This is a genomic window from Pseudomonas sp. IPO3778, assembly GCF_013386825.1.
Taxonomy (GTDB): Bacteria; Pseudomonadota; Gammaproteobacteria; order Pseudomonadales; family Pseudomonadaceae; genus Aquipseudomonas.
In genome coordinates, this window is sequence record NZ_JACARC010000015.1 from 97,797 (window position 1) to 120,757 (window position 22,961).

The 22,961-nt window shown below is 60.6% G+C and carries 16 protein-coding genes and 4 tRNA genes; 6 read left to right on the plus strand and 14 right to left on the minus strand.

The features are described from left to right. Window positions 1–3: 3 nt before the first annotated feature. Window positions 4–1,422, minus strand: a complete 1,419-nt coding sequence (leuC, locus tag HX855_RS06105) for a 3-isopropylmalate dehydratase large subunit (protein ID WP_177087702.1) — start codon at window positions 1,420–1,422, stop codon at window positions 4–6. Window positions 1,423–1,567: 145 nt separating this feature from the next. On the opposite strand from leuC, the gene HX855_RS06110 reads away from it, so the two are divergent. Both HX855_RS06110 and HX855_RS06115 read left to right on the plus strand, forming a co-directional pair. Next, window positions 1,568–2,458 (plus strand): LysR family transcriptional regulator, encoded by an 891-nt coding sequence (locus HX855_RS06110; RefSeq protein WP_177087700.1) that lies wholly within the window; start codon window positions 1,568–1,570, stop codon window positions 2,456–2,458. A 63-nt stretch (window positions 2,459–2,521) separates the two neighbouring features. After that, the gene (locus HX855_RS06115) at window positions 2,522–5,800 is read left to right on the plus strand and encodes an EAL domain-containing protein (RefSeq protein ID WP_177087698.1); all 3,279 of its coding nucleotides are present in this window, start codon (window positions 2,522–2,524) and stop codon (window positions 5,798–5,800) included. A 3-nt stretch (window positions 5,801–5,803) separates the two neighbouring features. Here the strand turns inward: HX855_RS06115 and HX855_RS06120 are convergent, their stop codons facing one another. The 12 genes from HX855_RS06120 to gltX form a co-directional block, all read right to left on the minus strand. Next, a complete protein-coding gene (locus HX855_RS06120; RefSeq protein WP_177087696.1) occupies window positions 5,804–7,405 on the minus strand; it encodes a hypothetical protein in 1,602 nt (533 codons plus the stop codon). Window positions 7,406–7,585: 180 nt separating this feature from the next. Then, window positions 7,586–8,452 (minus strand): hypothetical protein, encoded by an 867-nt coding sequence (locus tag HX855_RS06125; RefSeq protein ID WP_256353044.1) that lies wholly within the window; start codon window positions 8,450–8,452, stop codon window positions 7,586–7,588. Window positions 8,453–8,610: 158 nt separating this feature from the next. Next, on the minus strand, window positions 8,611–9,777 hold the full coding sequence (locus HX855_RS06130) for a hypothetical protein (RefSeq protein WP_177087692.1): 1,167 nt from the start codon (window positions 9,775–9,777) through the stop codon (window positions 8,611–8,613). Between the two features lie 568 nt (window positions 9,778–10,345). Then, window positions 10,346–11,323, minus strand: a complete 978-nt coding sequence (locus HX855_RS06135) for a tRNA-dihydrouridine synthase (protein ID WP_177087690.1) — start codon at window positions 11,321–11,323, stop codon at window positions 10,346–10,348. A gap of 40 nt (window positions 11,324–11,363) precedes the next feature. After that, the gene (locus HX855_RS06140) at window positions 11,364–11,813 is read right to left on the minus strand and encodes a thioesterase family protein (protein WP_177087688.1); all 450 of its coding nucleotides are present in this window, start codon (window positions 11,811–11,813) and stop codon (window positions 11,364–11,366) included. 50 nt (window positions 11,814–11,863) lie between these two features. Next, complete coding sequence (locus tag HX855_RS06145; protein WP_177087686.1) at window positions 11,864–12,697, minus strand: alpha/beta hydrolase; 834 nt, start codon at window positions 12,695–12,697, stop codon at window positions 11,864–11,866. A gap of 28 nt (window positions 12,698–12,725) precedes the next feature. Next, window positions 12,726–13,265 (minus strand): TetR/AcrR family transcriptional regulator, encoded by a 540-nt coding sequence (locus HX855_RS06150; protein ID WP_177087684.1) that lies wholly within the window; start codon window positions 13,263–13,265, stop codon window positions 12,726–12,728. 184 nt (window positions 13,266–13,449) lie between these two features. Then, window positions 13,450–13,525 (minus strand) — tRNA-Glu (locus tag HX855_RS06155). A gap of 79 nt (window positions 13,526–13,604) precedes the next feature. Beyond that, window positions 13,605–13,680 (minus strand) — tRNA-Ala (locus tag HX855_RS06160). 50 nt (window positions 13,681–13,730) lie between these two features. Then, window positions 13,731–13,806, minus strand: a tRNA-Glu gene (locus HX855_RS06165). Window positions 13,807–13,885: 79 nt separating this feature from the next. After that, window positions 13,886–13,961 (minus strand) — tRNA-Ala (locus HX855_RS06170). A gap of 147 nt (window positions 13,962–14,108) precedes the next feature. After that, window positions 14,109–15,590 (minus strand): glutamate--tRNA ligase, encoded by a 1,482-nt coding sequence (gene gltX, locus HX855_RS06175; protein ID WP_177087682.1) that lies wholly within the window; start codon window positions 15,588–15,590, stop codon window positions 14,109–14,111. 196 nt (window positions 15,591–15,786) lie between these two features. On the opposite strand from gltX, the gene HX855_RS06180 reads away from it, so the two are divergent. Continuing rightward, entirely contained in the window at window positions 15,787–16,833 is a 1,047-nt protein-coding gene (locus HX855_RS06180) for an HlyD family secretion protein (RefSeq protein ID WP_177087681.1), read from the plus strand. After that, window positions 16,823–18,373, plus strand: coding sequence for an MDR family MFS transporter (locus HX855_RS06185; protein ID WP_177087679.1), 1,551 nt, complete (start codon window positions 16,823–16,825; stop codon window positions 18,371–18,373). The genes HX855_RS06180 and HX855_RS06185 overlap by 11 nt, the downstream gene beginning before the upstream one ends. 183 nt (window positions 18,374–18,556) lie before the next feature. On the opposite strand, the gene uvrB is transcribed toward HX855_RS06185, so the two are convergent. Then, on the minus strand, window positions 18,557–20,572 hold the full coding sequence (uvrB, locus tag HX855_RS06190) for an excinuclease ABC subunit UvrB (RefSeq protein WP_076016086.1): 2,016 nt from the start codon (window positions 20,570–20,572) through the stop codon (window positions 18,557–18,559). A 343-nt stretch (window positions 20,573–20,915) separates the two neighbouring features. Between uvrB and HX855_RS06195 the strand changes: the two genes are divergently transcribed. Together HX855_RS06195 and HX855_RS06200 are read left to right on the plus strand one after the other, a co-directional pair. Then, complete coding sequence (locus HX855_RS06195; protein WP_177087677.1) at window positions 20,916–22,112, plus strand: amino acid aminotransferase; 1,197 nt, start codon at window positions 20,916–20,918, stop codon at window positions 22,110–22,112. 310 nt (window positions 22,113–22,422) lie between these two features. After that, entirely contained in the window at window positions 22,423–22,632 is a 210-nt protein-coding gene (locus tag HX855_RS06200; RefSeq protein WP_177087675.1) for a hypothetical protein, read from the plus strand. Window positions 22,633–22,961 lie beyond the last annotated feature (329 nt).

Below are 22,961 nucleotides of genomic sequence, written 5' to 3' on the forward strand. Positions count from 1 at the left end.
TCCTCAGATCAATTCGCGAACGTCGATGAAACGACCGTTGACGGCAGCGGCAGCAGCCATGGCCGGGCTCACCAAGTGGGTACGGCCACCGGCGCCCTGACGCCCTTCGAAGTTGCGGTTGGAGGTGGACGCGCAGTGCTCGCCCGACTCCAAACGGTCCGGGTTCATCGCCAGGCACATGGAGCAGCCCGGCTCGCGCCATTCAAAACCGGCTTCGAGGAAGATCTTGTCGAGGCCTTCGGCTTCGGCTTGAGCTTTAACCAAACCCGAACCAGGTACCACGATCGCCTGCTTGATGGTCGAGGCAACCTTGCGGCCCTTGGCGATGACGGCCGCAGCACGCAAGTCTTCGATCCGCGAGTTGGTGCAGGAACCGATGAACACCCGATCCAGCTGGATGTCGGTGATCGCCTGGTTGGCTTTCAAGCCCATGTACTTCAAGGCGCGCTCGATGGAACCCCGCTTGACCAGGTCGGTTTCCTTGGCCGGGTCCGGCACGTTCTGATCAACGGCCAACACCATTTCCGGCGAAGTGCCCCAGCTGACTTGCGGCTTGATCTGGGTCGCGTCGAGTTCCACCACGGTGTCGAACACGGCGTCGGCGTCGGACACCAGGTCTTTCCAGGCTTCGACAGCGGCGTCCCAATCGGCACCGGCAGGTGCGAATGGACGGCCCTTGACGTAGGCGATGGTCTTTTCGTCCGCCGCCACCATGCCCACACGGGCACCGGCTTCGATGGACATGTTGCAGATGGTCATGCGGCCTTCGATGGACAGGTCGCGAATCGCGCTGCCGGCGAATTCGATGGCATGGCCGTTACCGCCGGCGGTGCCGATCTTGCCGATCACGGCGAGTACGATGTCTTTGGCAGTGACGCCGAAAGGCAATTCACCCTCCACCGACACCAGCATGTTCTTCATTTTCTTGGCAACGAGGCACTGGGTGGCGAATACGTGCTCCACCTCGGAGGTACCAATACCGTGGGCCAAGGCGCCAAACGCACCGTGGGTGGAGGTGTGGGAGTCGCCGCAGACCACGGTCATGCCAGGCAAGGTGGCGCCCTGCTCCGGGCCGATCACGTGGACGATGCCCTGGCGCACGTCATTCATCTTGAATTCGGTGATGCCATATTCGTCGCAGTAATCGTCGAGGGTCTGCACCTGAAGGCGCGACACGGTGTCGACGATGGCGTCGATCCCGCCTTTACGCTCAGGCGTGGTCGGCACGTTGTGGTCCGGGGTGGCGATGATCGAGTCCACGCGCCAAGGCTTGCGCCCGGCCAGTCGCAGGCCTTCGAACGCTTGGGGCGAGGTCACTTCATGGATGATGTGACGGTCGATGTAGATCAGCGACGACCCATCATCGCGCCGTTTCACTTCATGGGAATCCCAAAGTTTGTCGTAAAGCGTTTTGCCGGCCATCACGCGGTCCTCATCAGGTGTTTCTATGCCCCGGGCCTTGAACAATTCAATAACCCTTTGGCTTGTGAGGCTGATGGTATGGCGCTACATTAAATAACTCAAATTCATATTTTTTATGCTTTGGATTACCAACTGGAATAGCACCATGGACCTGGCCAACCTCAATGCCTTTATCGCCATCGCCGAGACCGGCAGCTTCTCCGGTGCGGGCGAGCGCCTGCACCTCACTCAACCGGCGATCAGCAAGCGTATCGCCGGTTTGGAGCAACAATTAAAGGTGCGATTGTTCGACCGGCTGGGGCGCGAAGTCGGCCTCACCGAAGCCGGGCGCGCATTGCTGCCGCGCGCTTATCAGATTCTCAACGTGCTGGACGACACTCGCCGCGCCCTGACCAACCTGACCGGCGAGGTCAGCGGGCGCCTCACTCTGGCCACCAGCCATCACATTGGCCTGCACCGCCTGCCGCCCGTGCTGCGTACGTTTACCCGGGAATACCCGAACGTCGCCCTGGATATTCAGTTTCTCGATTCGGAAGTGGCCTACGAAGAAATCCTCCACGGCCGCGCCGAAGTGGCCGTGATCACCCTGGCCCCGGAGCCCCACACGCTGGTGCGGGCCACGCCGGTGTGGAACGACCCGCTGGATTTTGTGGTGGCGCCGGAACACAGCCTGATCAGCAACGGCACCGTCAGCCTGGCCGACATTGCCCGGCACCCGGCGGTGTTTCCCGGCGGCAATACCTTTACCCACCATATCGTGCAGCGCCTGTTCGAAGCCCAAGGCCTGACGCCGAATATCGCCATGAGCACCAACTACCTGGAAACCATCAAGATGATGGTCTCCATTGGCCTGGCCTGGAGCGTGCTGCCGCGCACCATGCTCGATGATCAGGTGGCACGCATCGCTTTGCCGGGCATACAGCTCAGTCGCCAGCTAGGCTATATCGTGCACACCGAAAGGACGCTGTCGAACGCTGCGCGGGCCTTCATGAGCCTACTGGATGCACAGGTCGATCTGCCAGGGAATCAGGCTTGAATCGCCGTGGCCCCTAGACCGTGAACCCGCGCCGAACGCCCATCGAGCCAAGGCCCTGTGATAATGCGCAATCCCGTCGATACCGTGCCACCGCTGCCCCGCATCTACGCCCTCGACCCACAGGAGGCGGAGCAAAGCTGGGACAGCGCGCCGCAACTGCTGGCGGCGCTCAACGCTGCCCGGCTGGGCGCCTGGAGCTGGGATATCGACAGCGGCCGGATCAGTTGGTCCCGGGGCACCCAGGCGTTGTTCGGCTTCGACCCGCGCCACCCGCTGCCCAAGGACCTGGAATACCTCGACCTGCTGCCCGCCGACGACCGGGCCAAGGTGGTACGGGCGTTTCACGCGGTGCTGGCGGGCGAGCCGTTCGCCCAGGCCATGCATCACCGCATCCAGTGGCCGGATGGCAGCCTGCACTGGCTGGAAATCAACGGCAGCCTGCTGCCGGACAAGGCCGGGCGCCGCCGGATGATCGGCGTGATCCGCGAAATCACCCAACAGCGCGAGCGCGAACACGCCCTCAGCCATTCGGAAAAACGCTTCGCCACCCTGTTTCACCTGTGCCCGAACATGGTCCTGCTGACCCGCCAGGCCGACGGACTGATCAGCGAAGCCAACCAGTATTTTGAGAGCCTGTTCGGCTGGCCACTGGCTGATGCCATCGGCCGCAGCACCCTGGACCTGGGCCTGTGGGTGCACCCCGAGCAACGCGCACTGCTGGTCAAGGCCACCCAGCGCAAAGGCACGCCCATCACCATGGAAGTGCAGTTTCGCGCCAGCAACGGGCAAATCCATGACGGCACCCTCAGCGCCCAGAAAGTCGAACTGGAGGGCGAGGCCTACCTGATCAGCACCTTCCTCGACACCACCGAACACAAGAATGCCGAGCACGCCCTGAAGGACAGCCAGGAACGCCTGGACCTGGCCCTGGACTCGGCGCAACTGGGCACCTGGGACTGGCACATTCCCAGTGGCATGCTCTACGGCTCGGCCCGCGCCGCCCAACTGCACGGCTTGGAGCCCCAGCCGTTCCACGAATCCTTCGAGGCATTTTTTGAAGGCATGCCCAATGACGAGCGCGAGAGCATGCGCAACGCCTACCGCACCCTGCGGGAAGGCCCGGCGGGCAATTACCAACTGACCTATCGGGTGCAACTGGAAGATGGCAGTTCGCGCTACCTGGAAAGCCGCGCCCGCCTGTACCGCGATGAACTGGGCGCGCCGCTGCGCATGGCCGGCACATTGCTCGACATCACCGACCAGGTCGAGCGCGAACAACGCCTGATCGCCTCAGAAGAAAAATTCGCCAGCCTGTTCCTCGCCAGCCCCGACCCGATTTGCGTGACGCGCCTGGAAACCGGCCAGTTCATCGAGATCAACCCGGCCTTCACCCAGACCTTCGGCTGGACTGCCGCCGAGGTGATCAACAACAACGCCGAACAGATCGGCCTGTGGGACGAGCCCACCAAGCGCCTGCAACGCATCGAACAGGTGATTCGCGAACAATCCCTGAGCAATGTGGCAATTATCGTCCACCACAAAAACGGCCACACCCTGACCTGCGTCATCACCAGCCGACTGATCCAGGTGGGCGACCAACCCTGCATCGTCACCACCCTGCGGGACATCACCCAGCAGCAACGCTCGGAAGCGGCCCTCAAGGCCAGCGAAGAGAAGTTCGCCAAGGCGTTTCATTCCAGCCCAGACGCGGTGTCGATCACCGAACGCGATACCGGGCGCTACGTGGAGGTCAACGACGGCTTCTGCCGCCTGACCGGCTACCGTGCCGAGGAGGCGATTGGCCTGACGCTGTACCAGATCGGTATCTGGGCCGATGAAAACCAGCGCGCCGCCTTGCTGGCCGAGTTGCAGATCAAGGGCCGGATCCATCACCTGGAAATGCTCTGGCACAACAAGCGCGGCGAGGTGCTGGCGGTTGAAGTGTCGGTGGAGCCCATCACCCTCAATGAAACCCCGTGCCTGTTGCTGACTGCCCGGGACGTGAGCCTGCTGAAAAACGCCCAGGCGCAGATTCGCCACCTGGCCTATCACGACCCGCTGACCAACCTGCCCAACCGTGCCCTGCTGATGGACCGCCTGAGCCAGCAGATCGCCCTGCTCAAGCGTCATAACCTAAGGGGCGCCCTGCTGTTTCTCGACCTGGATCACTTCAAGCACATCAACGATTCCCTCGGCCACCCGGTGGGCGACACCGTGCTGAAAATCGTCACCGCGCGCCTTGAGGCCAGTGTGCGCATGGAAGACACAGTGGCACGCCTGGGTGGCGATGAGTTTGTGGTGCTGCTCAGCGGGCTGGACGGCTCGCGCCAGCAAGTCAGCGCTCAGGTCCAGGAGTTGGCGGATACCCTGCGGGAGCTATTGTCGGAACCGATGTTCCTCGACGGCCACCGCTTGCAGGTCACCCCCAGCATTGGCGTGGCGCTGATACCCGATCACGGCTCCACCCCGGCAGACTTGCTCAAGCGCGCCGACATTGCCCTGTACCGGGCCAAGGATTCGGGGCGCAACACCACCCAGATGTTCCACAACAGCATGCAGAAAACCGCCAGCGAGCGGCTGCGCATGGAAACCGACCTGCGCCTGGCCTTGTCTCGCGGTGAGTTCAGCGTGCACTACCAGCCGCAGGTGGATGCCCGGGGCAACCGGATTGTTGGCGCGGAAGCCCTGGTGCGCTGGCAGCACCCGCAACTGGGCGCGCAATCGCCATCAGAATTCATCAAGGTGCTGGAAGACAGCGGGCTGATTCTGGAGGTGGGCACCTGGATTCTCGACGAAGCCTGCGGGGCCTTTGCAACGCTGATCGGCGAAGGGCTGGTGGACCCGCTGAATTTCAGCTTGTGCGTCAACATCAGCCCCCGGCAGTTTCGCCAGAACGATTTTGTGGAGCGGGTGGAACGCAGCCTGCGTACGCACCAACTGCCCTTTACGCTGCTGAAACTGGAAATCACCGAAGGCATCGTGATTCAAAACCTGGACGACACCATCATCAAAATGCGCCGCCTGAAAAAGCTCGGCGTCAGCTTTGCGATGGATGACTTTGGTACCGGCTATTCGTCACTGACCTACCTCAAGCGCCTGCCGGTGGATGCGCTGAAGATCGACCAGTCGTTTGTGCGCGATGCGACCCATGACCCGAACGATGCGGAAATCATCCGCGCGATCGTGGCCATGGCCCGCAGCCTGAACCTGGAGGTGATTGCCGAGGGCGTGGAAACCCCTGAACAGTTGGCGTTTTTGCAGGGCCTGGGCTGCCATTTATACCAAGGGTATCTGCACAGTCGGCCAGTGCCCGTGGGGGCGTTCAGGCAGCTGCTGTTGTAAGCCCTAGACCAGCTTTATCGCGACGCTGTTGGTGTTATTCCAGATCGACGACGCCAGCGATTCTTTGGAACCATAAAGGTCGATGGCACCGTCGACCGCCACGACCGAATGCTGATAATTGGCCAGGGTGCCCAACGCTCCACCCGCCAATTCCTGGGCGGTACTTGGCCGTATGAACGCGTAAAGCCCCAGACGGCGGAATGCTTCGCCCGGCACCTCGCCATCGTTGAGGGTGTCCATCGCCACCTCAAAGCTTTGTGCGGCACGGAACTCGTGGTTTTCCAGCTGCGCCCGCTTGGCGCTCACCGCGTATAAAAAATTGGCGTCCTTGAGCAGCACCTTGTCGGTGCCGTTGAGATTGGAATGCTGCTCGGCTTTTTTCAGCTCTTCATGGGTAATGCGCAAGGTGAAACCATCGCGCATGACGACCCCGTAGCCATCTTCTGTTGCACTGATGTGCTTGTAGATACCGGCGGGATTTTGCCCCAGCTTCATCATGGCGGCTTTCATCGCCGAGACGGTCACGCAATTGCCTTCTACGCCCTGGTAGAAGCCTCCCCATATATTGGCCGGCTTGACTCCCACCGGCACACTGGAAAGCTGCAGCGTGTCTTTACCCGGATTAACCAGCACCTCATCCGACAGGGTTTCATCACCGGTAAGCCTGTAGCCGTAGGTTTTATCAAGCCCCTCCTGCTTCTGGTAGTGATGCTTGACCCCCTCCAACACCAGGGACGCGCCAAAATTATGGGTATCCATGACACCAAACGCCGCCTTGCCTTGCAGCAGCGTCGAAGGGACGTGTTGCATGAAGCCAACCATGCCCATTCCCTTCAACGCCCGGAGTGATGTTTCACCCGACAAGGTCTTTGTCAGCGCCTCGTTAAAGCTTGCGTTCGCCCCGGGGCCGGAAGCTTCCATCTGCTTACGCTTCACAAACGCGGCAAATATGAAACTGGCATCGCGCATCGCACCAGGATCATTGCCACCAAACCTTGCGGCCTGCGCGCCAAGGCTTAACTCATCGTGAGCCAGTCGAAGGGTAAAGCCATCCTTCATGGTGATGTCATAGCCATTGGCAGACGGTTTTACTTCATCAAACACGTCGGCAGGGCTTTGACCAAACTTGAGCATCATCAGCTTGATGACCGCCGCGTGAGTACTGACATCAAAGTGCTCGCCAAAGCGGCGCTCAGTGGCCGTGAACCCGTTAACGATGTTCTCGGGTTTACCGCTGTTTTTTCTCAATAAAGGATCCGACGAGGGATCAGGTATCACCGGCTTGGGAATATCGATCGGCGCCGGCTTGTCGGGCACCACTGTGACGGTCGGTGGCGTATCCGGAGTGACGGTTTTGGGGGCGGGACCGATCACTTCCCGTAACCAGTCCATAATCGCATTCAGCGACGTTAATACCTGCGCCCAGGCATCATTTCCAACCGCCCGTGGGCCATATACCGTGTTATCAGCAGCGCCTCGAATGCCTGAGGTGCTATTGGCGAGTGTCATTGTCTGACGGCTCTTTTGCGAAAAAGGTACCTGTGTTTGTTCAGTGTGTTTAACGTCAATGGCAGAGACAGAGCCGCCCGAAACCGGATAAACCATCTTTCACTTCTCCCTACTTATAACTAACAGGCGACCACGACCCAACCGTATCGAGCCAACTCCCAGGCACAGTTATCCTGCCGGGGAGGTTGACTCGATACCTCACCGCGGGGGGCGCATAAAAAACGGAAACTTACTTAGACGTCAGTCATTCAAGGCAGACAACACCTGCAACCGGCATCACACCAACGCAATCGCATCGCCGCGTCTTGGTGCCCCACCCTTTTTCCCATACAACTCTTCAATGCCGTTGATCACTGCCACGGAGTGCCCGGTACGGTTGACCATGCCGAGCGTGCCTTTGGCAAGTTCGCTGACCGGCACCTTTTTCATATGGGCCTTGACCCCCAATCGCAGGAACCCTTCCCCCGCCCCTCTTTCGTCTTCACCGTCATTGAGGCTGCGCACCGCCGCGCTATAACTGCGTGCAGCACGGCCATCGTTGTTTTCCATCTGCGCGCGCTTGGCACTTACCGCAAACAGAAAGTGCGCATCCTTGAGCATCTCTTTATCACGGCCGACAAACTTCGCCCCACGGATACCCTCGGCCAACTCCTGATGGCTTAGTTTGAGGGAAAACCCGTCACGCATGGTGACCTGGTAACCCTCGGGTATTTTTTTAACCGTTTTATAGATATCCGTCGGGCTCTGGCCAAACTTCACCATGCACGCCTTGATCGCCGACACCGTCACACAGTTACCATCAGGCCCCTGGCGGAACCCGCCCCAGATATCATCCGCCTTGGCCCCGTTACGTTTGCTCGAAAGATCTGGAAGATGCTCTGTGTGGGGGTCAGGTGTCGACGTGTCGGCGTTGGGCAGCACCTGTGTTTTGTGTAAAGGCACTGCACCTGGCTCTACGTTGGCGCCCTTGTCCGACAGCAGGCTCTGTAACTGGGTAAAGAACCGGGTAAACATGTCAAGCATGCTATTAAGGAGTTGCGAGTTCTGCTCTGTATTACGGAAACCACCCTGGGCTGTATCACCGTTGGATAAAACGCTGTCGATCGAAAAGTCGATGTTCCTCGAAACATTATTCGCGGTCATTGCCACACCCGCTGCATACCGCGAATATTCGGGCCTTATAGTCACACTGTTATTAATCGTCATACCAGACATACACTCGCCTCTTATTGACAGTGCTCCCCGGCGTCAACCTGCACAGGGAGCGATCCTCTCTAGTTAGTGATGAAGCAACAACGGGCTTACGCTTTCACCCGGCGACCGGTATCGCCCTGCCAATAAGTGTCAAACCGATTCCGGTTGCGCCGATTGAACACCTCGGCCGAACGGTCTTCGGCAGGCCCCGGAGAGGTCAAATCCGGCTCTGGTGTGGGGCGCACGTCCGGGGTGACTTCGGGCTGCGGCACGATGGGCGTTTTCGGATCAACTTCAGACTTGATCGGCGGCGAGGGAATGACTGGGGTTTTGTGATCGACCGGGGGTTTTACCGGCGGCTGCAGCACCACCGGGATTTTGACGTCGACAGGAGGTGTAACCGGCAGGTGCGGCACTACCACGGTGTTGCCATCGACTTCGTGCGTGACGGTGGTGCGGGGGGCCACTTTAGCCTCAGGGTGAGGGCAGTGGCAGTTAAGCACCTGAACTGTCAGGTTAATATCATTTGTCAGTTTATTCTGCTGCTCTGCATCCGGCCTGATCGCGGGTAAAGGGGCCGGAACCCCTTCCGGTTGAGGGTTGACCTGTGGCATCACCTTCGGCGGTACACCCGCGTCCGGCTGCACCTTGGGCGCAGGGCCCGGGACGACTTTCGCTTGTGGATTTGACTCCGGCATCACCTTCGGCGGTACACCCGCGTCCGGCTGCACCTTGGGCGCAGGGCCCGGGACGACTTTCGGTTGTGGATTTGACTCCGGCGTCACCTTCGGCGGTACACCAGCGTCCGGCTGTACCTTGGGCGCAGGGCCCGGGACGATTTTCGGTTGTGGATTTGACTCCGGCATCACCTTCGGCTCTACACCGGCGTCCGGCCCTGCCTTGGGCGCAGGGCCTGGGACGACTTTCGGTTGAGGGTTGGACTGTGGCATTACCTTCGACTGCGGGCCTGCCTCGGGTAGCACGCCAGGTAACGGGGCAGTATCAAGCGCCGGCTTGGGCTGACCGCCCTGGGCTGACAACATGCTTCGTATGGCCCTGAAGGCATAATCAAACATCTCAAACAATTTCTCCAGAGCGTCCTTGCTCACGGTAACGTTACTGTCTTTTGGCCCGGCGCTATTATCTCGGACCGATGCAGTGGAGAAACCATTGGGCGCCGCGTTATCGCAAGACTTATTAACCACCGTCTCTCGATCCAGTGGACGATAGTCAGTATTCATGGGCACAGAAGTATTAATCGACAGATTAGACATGGATTTATCCTTATTCGGCGCTTCCCTGAACCGGCAGGCGGTGCGGAAAACTATTGCCTTCAATTGGAAGTAAAAACCTGCATGAGCGTTGTCACGCCCTACTTTCGTGGAGCGTGAGGCAGTTGAGTTCCGATAATCGCGATTAACATAAGGAAACCATAAGCCAACCAGAGACTTTCTCCTCTGGACATCCAAAGAAAAGTCGTGTCGTGCCTTGCCCTGTACGAAATAACGTCGAGACATAGAGCAACAGTCAGCCTAATCTGCAATGTGATGAAATCACTGCCCGGCAATAAAACAACGCAACCATGCTAGTTACCGCGCGCGCAAATACTTCACAGTATTTGACCCCACCTACAGGTACTAAAAGCCTTGCATCACTAAATCCAGAACAACACTACTTTTTACACATATAAAGAAATCACACCGCACAACGAATAATTTAGTTCCCCGAATAACGACGCGTCTACTTCAAGCATTTGATGCACACGCAGGTTATTTCAGGCATAAAAAAGGGGCACCCGAGGTGCCCCTTAAATAAACCGGTGTAACTTCTCTATATATAAACTTAATCTTGCAACGCCAATGCTTCAGGCGCCTGATCGGGCAGCCCCAGCAAGCGCCCAACCTGCTCCAGGTCGGTCTCCCGGCGCATTGCAGTGAACAACTCCACCGCCTCAGGATAATTGCGCGTCAGCATCGCCAGCCACTGCTTCAAACGCCCCGGCGCCTGGCGCTCGGTCAGTTGCTCCACCGACTGGCGCCAGAACTCATGCAGCATCGGCTGCATCTCGGCCCAGGTCATCTCCACCACGTCTTCGCCGGCACGCGCCGCCGCAATCTGCCGGGCCAGGTCAGGACGGGCCACGAGGCCGCGGCCGAGCATGATGTCTTCTACGCCACTGATTTCCCGGCAGCGCCGCCAGTCTTCAACGCTCCAGATATCGCCGTTGGCGAACACCGGCACCTTGACCACCTCCTGCACCCGCGGGATCCACTCCCAGTGCGCCGGCGGCTTGTAGCCGTCGACCTTGGTGCGGGCATGCACCACGATATGCGCCGCACCGCCTTCGGCCAGGGCCGTGGCGCACACCAGGGCGCCGTCGGGGCTGTCGAAGCCCAGGCGCATCTTGGCCGTGACCGGGATATGCGCCGGCACCGCACGGCGCACGTGCTCGACAATCTGGTTGAGCAGCTCCGGTTCCTTGAGCAACACCGCACCGCCACGGGATTTGTTGACGGTCTTGGCCGGGCACCCGAAATTCAGGTCCACCACTTGGGAACCCAATTCACAGGCCAGGGCGGCGTTCTCGGCCAGGCACACCGGGTCCGAGCCCAGCAACTGCACACGCAGGGGCACGCCGGCAGCGGTCTTGGCACCGTGCAGCAACTCGGGGGCGAGTTTGTGGAAGTAGGCAGGCGTCAGCAGGCGGTCGTTGACCCGAATGAACTCGGTCACGCACCAATCAATACCGCCGACCCGGGTCAGCACGTCCCGCAGGATGTTGTCGACCAACCCCTCCATGGGCGCCAAAGCAATTTGCATGGAAAACACTCAACGAAAAACGTGGCGCAGTTTACGGGTTTCAGACGCCGGCGGGTAATTCGCCTTGCAGCGCAGGGCCGTAACCCTCAAGAAATTCCGACGGCATGCGCTTGGGCTTGCCGCTGGACAGCTCGATGCAGACAAAGGTGGTTTGCGCCCGCAGCAAGGTGGCACCGTCACGCGGGCGTACCAGCTGGAAGCGTCGGGTCATTTTCAGGCGTTGGTCCCAGTCGACGATCCAGGTCGCCAACTGCAGCTCGTCGCCCTCGTAGCCGGCGGCGAGGTAATCGATCTCATGGCGCACCACGGCCATGGCGCGATCCAGCCGGCGGTACTCGGTGAGGTCCAGCCCCAGGCGCTGGGAGTGGCGCCAGGCGCAGCGTTCCAGCCAGGACACGTACACCGCGTTATTGGCGTGCCCCAGGCCGTCGATGTCTTCGGCACCGACCTGAAGATCGATGATAAACGGCGTTGCCAAATCCCAGCCCATGCGCTGCTCCCGGTCGATTAATGTCGGCGGCGAGCAGTGTAACCCATGGCTCAGGCGGTTTGGCGCTCCGGCACGTGGCGGCCGGCCAGCAGGGCCAGTACACCGTCGATCACGCGCGGGTCCGCCAGCACCTTCTGGTGCCCACCCTGCTCCAGGCGCAGCAGGCGGCTGTCGAACCAGGCGTCGTGGATGACCTGGCAGGCTTTGACCGAGACGAAGGTATCGTCTTCGGCATGCACGATCAGGCCCGGGATATTCATTTGATAGTGAGCCACGTCGAGGTGCTTGAGGGGCATGCCCATGCTCAGTTCGACCTCCTGGATAAACGCCGCACGCGCTCGCGCCGGCAAACCGACCATGCCGGCAAAACCACGCAGCACGTCGAGAAACCGTGACGGTGCGGCGATGCTGACCAGCGCCTCGGTGCGCAAGCCCAACTGCACCGCGAGCATCGCACTGGCGCCGCCCATGGAGTGACCGACCACCGCCTGCAGCGGTGGCAGTTCAGCGGCGGCTTCCAGCATGGCGCGGGCGAACAACAGCACATGGGCCTCGCGCCCCGGCGAGCGACCGTGGGCCGGGCCATCCAGGGCAATCACCGAATAGCCCGCATCCACCAGCGCGGTGATCAGGCTGGCGAACTGCGTCGGGCGCCCTTCCCAACCGTGCATCAACAGCACGGCCGGGCCCTGGCCCCACTTCAGCGCCGACAGGCCAAAGCGCAAGGTGATGCGCTCGGACTGCGCCAGCAGAGGCAGCTCCCAGTCACGGGGCGGCAGACCGCGAGGCGTCATAAACACCCGACGCATCTTGCTGGCAACGCTGTGTGGCGCCAGGCGGCCCAAGGTGCCATTGACGCCTCGGATCCATTTCAATGTGCCCATCGCTCATTCCTCAGGCCAGAAGCCGTTCTTAACGCACCGCAGATTTGGCCGCACGCAGCACACGGTCCGACAACTCACCCGGGCCCAAGGCACGGGCCAGCGACAAGCCGCCGATCATCAGCGCCATGTCGGCCAGGGCCTTGTCGGTGTCTTCGGGGCTGGCGGCCAACTGGGCTGCCATCAGTTCGCAGTGTTCGTTCAAGGCCTGGCGGAATTCGTCCGGCAAGCGACTCATCTCGCCCACGGTGGACGGGATCGGGCACGCCTGGGAAGTGGAGTCGCGGTGTTTACGTGACAGGTAGAACGCGGCCACCAGGGCACGGCGCTCCTCGCCGGTCAGCGTCGAGTCCAGGTCTTCAACAGCGGCGCGACGCCGGGCCAGCAACGCGGTGAAGGCCTCCAGCATCAGCGCGTCCTTGCTTTCAAAGTGCGCGTAGAAACCACCGACGGTGAGCCCCGCCGCGCCCATCACTTCGCCGACACTCGGCTCGGCCGGGCCACGCTGGATCAAGGCGGCGCCGGCAGCTTGCAGAATACGTTCGCGGGTTTGTGCTTTTTTATCGTTCATCGTTGCCTCCGAATCTCATGCTTCGAATATTATTACCATAATAATATTTCGCAAGCCACCGGCATGACCATTGGTCAGAAGAACAGCGCGGAAAGAGAAAGGAGGGATTGGCCAAACGCCAGACAAACAAAAGGGCCATTCAATAATTGAATGACCCTTAAAAATCCCGCAGAGCGGGTAATCGTGGCGTCCCCTAGGGGACTCGAACCCCTGTTACCGCCGTGAAAGGGCGGTGTCCTAGGCCACTAGACGAAGGGGACACAAACCTTCTGTACAACTGATCAGCGCTGAGAACTGATCGATTCAAGGACGGTGTGGCCAGACCTTGAACCTGTAAATTGGTGGAGCTAAACGGGATCGAACCGTTGACCTCTTGCATGCCATGCAAGCGCTCTCCCAGCTGAGCTATAGCCCCGGATTTTTCGCCTCGCGGCGCAGCAGACCTTGCGAGCTGCTTGTTGAAACTGGCGTCCCCTAGGGGACTCGAACCCCTGTTACCGCCGTGAAAGGGCGGTGTCCTAGGCCACTAGACGAAGGGGACACAAACCTTCTATACAACGTGATCAGGCTGAGTCTGATCGAATTCAAGGACGGTGTGGCCAGACCTTGAACCTGTAAATTGGTGGAGCTAAACGGGATCGAACCGTTGACCTCTTGCATGCCATGCAAGCGCTCTCCCAGCTGAGCTATAGCCCCTCGTCGGTGAGGACGGGGCGAATCTTAATGGCGTATTCGAAACGTGTCAAATTTATTTTCAACAATTTTAAAAATTTTTTGCCGAGATAACAATCACTTACCGACTAAACCCCGGAAAACCGGGGTTTGGCCATTACAACAGCGTGCTTAAGCGATAGCGCCCAGCAGCTTTTCCCATTCCTTGTTTTCTTTCTTCGACACACCACCAAGCAAATCAAGGGCTTGGCGCAGACGGAAACGGGTCAGGTCCGGCCCCAGGATTTCCATCGCGTCGAGTACGGAGACCGAACTGGCCTGCCCGGTGATCGCGGCAAACATCAGCGGCATGGCGTCGCGCAGTTTCAGTTCCAGGGATTCGACCACCGCCTGGATGGTCGCGGTGATTGCATCCTTCTCCCACTGGCGCAGGCTTTCGAGTTTCCACAGGATCAACTGCATCAACTGGCGAACCTGATCACCCGAGAGTTTCTTCGACTCAAACAGCTTGGCCTCCGGGTTCACGCCACCGGCAAAGAAGAAACTCGCCAACGGTGCCACCTGGCTGAAGGTCTCTACCCTGCCCTGCACCAGCGGCGCGATCTTCATCATGTACTCGGGGTTCAACGCCCACTGCTGCACACGGCTGGCGAACTCTTCCACCGGCAGGTCACGCAGCCACTGGCCGTTGAGCCACGACAGCTTCTCGATGTCGAAGATCGGCCCGCCGAGGGACACGCGAGACAGGTCGAAGTTATCGACCATTTCCTGCAACGAGAACTTCTCGCGCTCGTCCGGCATCGACCAGCCCATGCGGCCCAGGTAGTTGAGCATCGCTTCCGGCATAAAGCCCATGCGCTCGTAGAAGGTCACCGAGGTCGGGTTCTTGCGCTTGGACAGCTTGCTCTTGTCCGGGTTACGCAGCAGCGGCATGTAGCACAGCTGCGGTTGTTCCCAGCCGAAGTATTCGTAGAGCAGGATCAGTTTCGGCGCCGAGGGCAGCCACTCTTCGCCACGCAGCACGTGGGTGATGCCCATCAGGTGGTCGTCCACCACGTTGGCCAGGAAGTACGTCGGCAGGCCGTCGGTCTTCATCAGCACTTGCATGTCCATGCGGTCCCACGGGATCTCGACGTCGCCGCGCAGCATGTCCGGCACCACGCACACGCCTTCGCTCGGCACCTTCATGCGGATAACGTGGGGCTCGCCGGCGGCCAGGCGCTGGGCCACTTCTTCTTTCGACAGCAGCAGCGCGCGGCCGTCATAGCGCGGGGTTTCACCCTTGGCCATTTGCTCGGCGCGCATCTGGTCCAGCTCTTGCGCGGTGCAGAAGCACGGGAAGGCATGGCCCATGTCGACCAACTGCTGGGTGTACTGCTTGTAGATGTCGCTGCGCTCGCTCTGGCGATACGGGCCGTGGGGGCCGCCGACGTCCGGGCCTTCAGCCCAGGTAATGCCCAACCAGCGCAGGGCATCGAAAATCTGCTGTTCCGACTCACGGGTGGAGCGCAGTTGATCGGTGTCTTCGATCCGCAGGATGAATTCACCGCCGTGCTGCTTGGCAAAGCAGTAGTTGAACAAGGCGATGTAAGCAGTACCTACGTGGGGATCCCCAGTAGGCGATGGCGCGATGCGCGTGCGGACGGTGGTCATGGCGGGTCTCGAATGGGCGATAAAACTGAAAATGAAACAAGGGGCGAATGGTAACAGCCCCGAGCCCTTGGGCTCCAGCGTGGGGAGGCGAACAAAGGGCATATGAGACAAGCTCCGGTCTCAAGACTCGGCATGGCTATGTGCCAGATCATTCGCTGGCTATATTCCATTACCTTTTGTTACCGACATGATTGCCATGCCTGCCCCGCTCAAACGCCGCCTGTTCATCTTCCTGTTTATCGTGATCCTGATCGCCGCGGGCTTTTTCGCCCAGTGGTTCTTCAAGGGCCGTTTTTATGAAAGCACCGACAACGCCTACGTCCAGGGCGAGATCACCCGGGTCTCCAGCCAACTGGGCGCGCGGATCGTCGAGGTTCTGGTGGGTGATAACGAACACGTGGAAAAAGGCCAGTTGCTGGTCAAGCTCGAAGGCGACGACTTCCACCTCGCCGTCGACCGCGCCAACGCCGCCCTGGCCATGCGTGAAGCCGAGCGCGTGCAGGCCCAGAGCAAACTCACCCAGCAAGCCAGCCTGATCGCCGCCGGCGCCGCCAAGGTGTCGTCCAGCCAGGCCACCCTCGGCCGTTCGCAGATCGACCTGAACCGCGCGCAAACCCTGCGCAAGCCCGGCTACGTCTCCGAAGAACGGGTGACCACCCTCGATGCCGACAACCATATCGCCCGGTCCCAGGTGACCATGGCCCAGGCCGACCTGCAGGGCCAGCGCCAGCAGGTCAACGCCCTCAACGCCGAGATCAAGCGCCTCGACGCGATGATCGCCAACGCCAAAACCGACCTGGCCCAGGCCGAACTGAACCTGACCCGCAGCGAAATCCACGCGCCCATCAGCGGCCTGATCGGCCAGCGTGCCGCGCGCAATGGCCAATACGTGCAGGCCGGCGCCTACCTGCTGTCGATCGTCCCGGACCAGGACATCTGGGTGCAGGCCAACTTCAAGGAAACCCAGATCGGCCACATGCAGCCCGGGCAAACCGCCGAGCTGACCTTTGATGCCTACGGCGATACACCGATCGAAGGACAGGTCGCCAACCTGTTCGGCGCCTCGGGCGCGCAGTTCAGCCTGCTGCCGCCGGACAATGCCACGGGCAACTTCACCAAGGTCGTACAACGGATTCCGGTGAAGCTGACCTTCGCCGCCGACAACCCGCTAAAGGGCAAAATCCGCCCAGGCATGTCGGTGACGGTCAAAGTGAACATCCAAGCCCCGCACGATGGCCGGTGATCAACTGCTGCCGCCGGTCGGCGAACCGACCCGGCGCGACTGGATCGCGGTAATGAGCGTGATGCTCGGCGCCTTTATGGCGGTACTCGACATCCAGATCACCAACTCCTCCCTCAAGGACATCCAGGGCGCGCTCTCGGCCACTCTGGAAGAAGGCTCGTGGATTTCCACCTCCTACCTTGTGGCCGAAATCATCATGATCCCCCTCACCGCCTGGCTGGTGCAGCTGTTGTCGGCGCGCCGCCTGGCGGTGTGGGTGTCCGGTGGGTTCCTGATCGCCTCGCTGATGTGCTCCATGGCCTGGAGCCTGGAAAGCATGATCGTCTTCCGCGCCTTGCAGGGCTTTACCGGCGGCGCGCTGATCCCGCTGGCGTTCACCCTCACCCTGATCAAGTTGCCCGAACACCACCGCGCCAAAGGCATGGCCATGTTCGCCATGACCGCCACTTTCGCCCCGTCCATCGGGCCGACCATCGGCGGCTGGCTCACCGAGAACTGGGGCTGGGAATACATCTTCTACATCAACATCCCGCCGGGCCTGTTGATGATCGCCGGGCTGCTCTACGGCCTGGAGAAAAAGGACTCCAACTGGGACCTGCTCAAAAGCACCGACTACCTCGGCATCGTCACCATGGCCGTGGGCCTTGGGTGTTTGCAGGTGTTTCTGGAGGAAGGCCATCGCAAGGACTGGCTGGAATCGAGCCTGATCGTCAGCCTGGGCACCGTCGCCCTGCTGAGCCTGATCACCTTTGTGATCGTGCAGATGTCCAAGCCCAACCCGCTGATCAACCTGCGCATCCTGGGCAATCGCAATTTCGGGCTGTCGAGTATTTCGAGCCTGGGAATGGGCGTGGGGCTGTACGGCTCGATTTATCTGCTGCCGCTGTACCTGGCGCAGATCCAGAACTACAACGCCCTGCAAATCGGCGAAGTGATCATGTGGATGGGGGTGCCGCAGTTGTTCCTGATTCCGCTGGTGCCCAAACTGATGAAATACGTATCGCCCAAGTGGCTGTGCACCCTGGGGTTCGGGTTGTTTGGGCTGGCGAGCTTTTCGTCGGGGGTACTGAACCCCGACTTTGCCGGCGACCAGTTCAACCGGATCCAGATCATCCGCGCCCTGGGGCAGCCGTTGATCATGGTGACGATTTCGTTGATTGCCACGGCGTACATCCTGCCGAAGGACGCAGGGTCGGCGTCGAGCCTGTTCAATATTTTGCGGAATCTGGGTGGGGCGATCGGGATTGCATTACTGGCGACGCTGCTGGATGCGCGCACCAAGACCTACTTTGATTATTTGCGGGAGGCGATTGTGCCGACCAATCCGCAGGTGGCGGAGCGGATGGCGACGTTGACCGAGAAGTTTGGGAGTGAGACGGCGGCGTTGGGCAAGTTGAGCGAGATAGCGCATCAGCAGGCGCAGATCATGGCCTACAACGATGCGTTTCACTTTGTGGGGTTGGCGCTGGGGATCAGCATGGTGGCGATCTTGTTGACCAAGGCGTTGCCGGCGGGGCTCAAGGCTGGGGAAGCCCACTAAATACCGCTGTACACCAAACCTGTGGCGAGGGGGCTTGTCCCCCGTTGGGCTGCGCAGCAGCCCCTATAAGAATCACCGCAGTCTTTCAGGCAGAACCGGGTAAGCAGGTTTTGGGGCCGCTTCGCAGCCCAGCGGGGGACAAGCCCCCTCGCCACAGAAGCTGCATCGCTGCATCGCTGCACATCAGACAGCCAACAGACGCTCGCGCAACTTGCCAATCTCATCACGCATCTGCGCCGCCGCTTCAAACTCCAGGTCCCGCGCCAACTGGTACATCTTCTCTTCCAACTGGCGAATACGCTTGGTGATCTCGCTCGGCGAACGCAATTCCGCTTCGTACTTGGCGTTCTCCTCGGCGGCCTTGGCCATGCCCTTGCGCTTCTTGCTGCGCGAGCCCGGCACGGTGGCGCCTTCCATGATATCAGCCACGTCCTTGAACACACCCTTAGGCGTAATACCGTGTTCCAGGTTGTAGGCAATCTGCTTGTCGCGACGACGTTCGGTCTCGCCAATCGCCCGCTCCATGGAACCGGTGATCCGGTCCGCATACAGAATCGCCCGGCCATTGAGGTTACGCGCCGCGCGGCCAATGGTCTGGATCAGCGAGCGCTCGGAACGCAGGAAACCTTCCTTGTCCGCATCCAGAATCGCCACCAGGGACACTTCCGGCATATCCAGGCCTTCACGCAGCAGGTTGATCCCCACCAGCACATCAAAGGCCCCCAGGCGCAGGTCGCGGATGATTTCCACGCGTTCCACGGTGTCGATGTCCGAGTGCAAATAGCGCACGCGCACGCCGTGGTCGGCCAGGTAATCGGTCAAGTCTTCGGACATGCGCTTGGTCAGCGTGGTGACCAGCACCCGCTCTTCCAGCGCCACGCGTTTGCCGATCTCTGACAACAGATCGTCGACCTGGGTCAGCGCCGGGCGGATTTCGATTTGCGGGTCTACCAGGCCCGTCGGGCGAACCAGTTGTTCAACCACACGCCCCGCATGTTCGGCTTCGTAATTACCCGGCGTGGCCGAGACAAAAATCGTCTGCGGGCTGATGCCTTCGAACTCGTCGAACCGCATTGGCCGGTTATCCAGTGCCGACGGCAGGCGGAAGCCGTATTCCACCAAGGTTTCTTTACGGGAGCGGTCACCTTTGTACATCGCGCCCACCTGCGGCACGCTGACGTGGGATTCGTCGATCACCAGCAAAGCGTCGTCCGGCAGGTAGTCAAACAGGGTGGGCGGCGCCTGCCCGGATTCGCGGCCCGAGAGGTAGCGCGAGTAGTTTTCGATGCCGTTGCAGTAGCCCAGCTCGAGGATCATCTCCAGGTCGAAGCGGGTGCGTTGCTCCAGGCGCTGGGCTTCCACCAGTTTGTTGTTGGAACGCAGGTATTCCAGGCGCTCCACCAGTTCGCCCTTGATGCCCTCGATGGCGCCCATCAGGGTTTCCCGCGGGGTCACGTAGTGGCTTTTCGGGTAGAAGGTGAAGCGTGGCAGTTTGCGGATCACTTCACCGGTCAACGGGTCGAAGGCCGACAGGCTCTCGACTTCATCATCGAACAGCTCGATGCGGATCGCTTCCAGGTCGGATTCCGCCGGGTAGATGTCGATCACATCGCCGCGCACGCGGAAGCTCGCCCGGGCGAAGTCCATGTCGTTGCGGGTGTATTGCAGGCTGGTCAGGCGACGCAGCAGTTCACGCTGGTCGAGTTTGTCGCCGCGGTCGACGTGCAGCACCATCTTCAAATAGGTTTCCGGGCTGCCCAGGCCGTAGATGCACGACACCGTGGTGACGATGATCGCGTCCTTGCGCTCCAGCAGCGCCTTGGTCGCCGACAGCCGCATCTGCTCGATGTGGTCGTTGATCGAGGCGTCTTTCTCGATAAAGGTGTCGGACGACGGCACGTAGGCTTCCGGCTGGTAGTAGTCGTAGTAGGAAACGAAGTACTCCACCGCGTTATTCGGGAAGAACGCCTTGAACTCGCCGTACAGCTGCGCGGCCAGGGTCTTGTTCGGCGCCAGCACCAGGGTCGGGCGGTTCACCTGGGCGATCACGTTGGCGATGCTGAAGGTCTTGCCGGAGCCGGTCACCCCGAGCAAGGTCTGGTGCGCCAGGCCGGCCTCGATGCCCTCGACCATCAGGCGGATGGCTTCCGGTTGATCGCCGGCGGGCTCGAAGCGGGTGACTAGCTGGAAATCCGACATAACGTACCTCTTGAGTCACCCCGAGGCCGAAAAAAGCAGCGGGGACGAAAAAGACCGCGACCCGCGACGGTTCGGCGCAGGTTGCAGGAAAAAACCATGATAGCTGTAGAAGTGGAGGCGAATGTGACGGGTTTCAAGGCAATCGTCCTACATGCCTTGGGGCGTCAATATTGCAATAAGACTAACGGTCAGTAAATAAACCGAAAAACTTGGCCGAAAAGCCGTTTCGGCTGTCGCCGTGAGCCCTGATGGCCTCTATACTAGCTCCCCGTTTGTGCACCGCTCTAGTGCATTCGGCTGGAGCGCGACACGTCCCTCCACTCTCAATAGAGCTGCCGCAAAAATGAGCCTGTTCTCCGCTGTCGAAATGGCACCACGCGATCCAATCCTGGGCCTCAACGAAGCATTCAACGCCGATACCCGAACCACCAAGGTCAACCTTGGCGTGGGCGTTTATTGCAACGAGGAGGGGAAGATTCCACTCTTGCGTGCCGTTGCCGAAGCGGAAGCCATTCGCGTGGCGCAACACGCCGCCCGTGGCTACTTGCCGATCGACGGTATTGTGGCCTACGACCAGGCCGTGCAAAAGCTGCTGTTCGGCGCGCAATCGCCACTGATCAGCTCCGGCCGCGTCATCACCGCCCAAGCGGTTGGCGGCACCGGCGCCCTGAAAATCGGCGCTGACTTCCTCAAGCAATTGCTGCCCAACGCCGTCGTCGCCATCAGCGACCCGAGCTGGGAAAACCACCAGGCGCTGTTCGAAAAAGCCGGTTTCCCTGTGCAGACCTACCGCTACTACGACGCCGCCACCCACGACGTCAACCGCGCCGGCCTGCTGGAAGACCTCAACGCCCTGCCGCCACAGTCCATCGTGGTGCTGCACGCCTGCTGCCACAACCCGACCGGCGTCGACCTGAGCCCGGCCGACTGGCAACAGGTGCTGGACGTGGTCAAGGCGAAAAACCTCGTGCCGTTCCTCGACATGGCCTACCAGGGCTTTGGCGACGGCATCGACGAAGACGCCGCTGCGGTGCGCCTGTTTGCTGAATCGGGCCTGACCTTCTTTGTGTCCAGCTCGTTCTCCAAGTCGTTCTCGCTGTACGGCGAGCGCGTGGGCGCCCTGTCCATCGTCACCGACTCCAAAGAAGAGAGCGCGCGCATCCTGTCCCAGGTCAAGCGCGTGATCCGCACCAACTACTCCAACCCGCCGACCCACGGCGCGGCGATCGTGGCAGCGGTGCTGAACAACCCTGAGCTGCGCGCCCAGTGGGAAGCGGAACTGGCCGAAATGCGCCTGCGCATTCGCGGCATGCGCGAGCAGATGGTGGCTGACCTGGCCAAGGCAGCTCCCGGCCATGACTTCAGCTTCGTCGGTCGCCAGCGCGGAATGTTCTCCTACTCCGGCCTGAACGTTGAGCAAGTGACCCGCCTGCGCAACGAGTTTGGTATCTACGCGCTGGATACCGGCCGTATCTGTGTGGCGGCGTTGAACCAGAACAACATCGATGCCGTGACCAAGGCCATCGTTCAGGTGCTGTAAGCCTGTTGTGATGCACAAAAAGGGGAAGCCGGTGGCTTCCCCTTTTTCATTCTGAACGCCGCGCCCCATGTGGCGAGGGAGCTTGCTCCCGCTGGGCTGCGAAGCGGCCCCCAAACCTGCCACCGTGAACTTTCTGAATGAATGCGGTGCCTGAATGGGGGCTGCTGCGCAGCCCAACGGGAGCAAGCTCCCTCGCCACAGGGTGGGTGGTTTGCCTTCAAGAGCGGGTGTTCAGCCCTTAAAAATTCGCTGCTTTCAGTCCGCTGCCCCTAGACTGACAGCAAGACAGTCCCTTCCCCATGAGTACCCTATGAGAAACGACGACCTGGACCTGCGTGCCGACCGCGACGAACTGGACCATTTCACCCCGCGCCCACCACCCGCCAAGCGCCAGAAAAGCCTGGTGCTGCAAGTCGCCCTCGGCGTATTCCTCGGCGGTTTGGCCTTGTGGCTGGTGCAACTGGGCGCCGGCGCCCTGATGGCCAAGCTGGCTTTGGGCACCTTCCAGTTCGGCGGCTGATAAAAATCAAATGGGCGAGCCGGCCCCCTGCAATTTGGCGACTGGCAAAGACCAAATGTGGGAGCCAGCGCCCTGCAATTTGACGGCTGGCAAAGACCAAATGTGGGAGCCGTCGAGCTTTAGCGAGGCCGCGATGGCGGTGGGTCAGGCAACATCAATGTCGACTGTACCGACGCCATCGCAGCCTCGCTAAAGCTCGACAGCTCCCACAGAGAACCCGTCAAGCCTTCAGACCGCGCACTTCCAGCAATCGGTTTGGCCTTGTGGCTGGCGGCCAAACTGGCCATGGGCACCCTGCAGCTTGGCGACTGACAAAGATCAAATGTGGG

Bases quoted from the DNA above. Each gene is read 5' to 3' on its own strand.
- HX855_RS06110 (WP_177087700.1), top strand. From the start codon at position 1,568: ATGGACCTGGCCAACCTCAATGCCTTTATCGCCATCGCCGAGACCGGC.
- HX855_RS06130 (WP_177087692.1), bottom strand. From the start codon at position 9,777: ATGTCTAATCTGTCGATTAATACTTCTGTGCCCATGAATACTGACTAT.
- HX855_RS06135 (WP_177087690.1), bottom strand. From the start codon at position 11,323: ATGCAAATTGCTTTGGCGCCCATGGAGGGGTTGGTCGACAACATCCTG.
- HX855_RS06115 (WP_177087698.1), top strand. From the start codon at position 2,522: ATGCGCAATCCCGTCGATACCGTGCCACCGCTGCCCCGCATCTACGCC.
- uvrB (WP_076016086.1), bottom strand. From the start codon at position 20,572: ATGTCGGATTTCCAGCTAGTCACCCGCTTCGAGCCCGCCGGCGATCAA.
- HX855_RS06140 (WP_177087688.1), bottom strand. From the start codon at position 11,813: ATGGGCTGGGATTTGGCAACGCCGTTTATCATCGATCTTCAGGTCGGT.
- HX855_RS06150 (WP_177087684.1), bottom strand. From the start codon at position 13,265: ATGAACGATAAAAAAGCACAAACCCGCGAACGTATTCTGCAAGCTGCC.
- HX855_RS06185 (WP_177087679.1), top strand. From the start codon at position 16,823: ATGGCCGGTGATCAACTGCTGCCGCCGGTCGGCGAACCGACCCGGCGC.
- HX855_RS06195 (WP_177087677.1), top strand. From the start codon at position 20,916: ATGAGCCTGTTCTCCGCTGTCGAAATGGCACCACGCGATCCAATCCTG.
- HX855_RS06145 (WP_177087686.1), bottom strand. From the start codon at position 12,697: ATGGGCACATTGAAATGGATCCGAGGCGTCAATGGCACCTTGGGCCGC.
- HX855_RS06180 (WP_177087681.1), top strand. From the start codon at position 15,787: ATGCCTGCCCCGCTCAAACGCCGCCTGTTCATCTTCCTGTTTATCGTG.
- HX855_RS06125 (WP_256353044.1), bottom strand. From the start codon at position 8,452: ATGACCGCGAATAATGTTTCGAGGAACATCGACTTTTCGATCGACAGC.
- leuC (WP_177087702.1), bottom strand. From the start codon at position 1,422: ATGGCCGGCAAAACGCTTTACGACAAACTTTGGGATTCCCATGAAGTG.
- gltX (WP_177087682.1), bottom strand. From the start codon at position 15,590: ATGACCACCGTCCGCACGCGCATCGCGCCATCGCCTACTGGGGATCCC.
- HX855_RS06120 (WP_177087696.1), bottom strand. From the start codon at position 7,405: ATGGTTTATCCGGTTTCGGGCGGCTCTGTCTCTGCCATTGACGTTAAA.
- HX855_RS06200 (WP_177087675.1), top strand. From the start codon at position 22,423: ATGAGAAACGACGACCTGGACCTGCGTGCCGACCGCGACGAACTGGAC.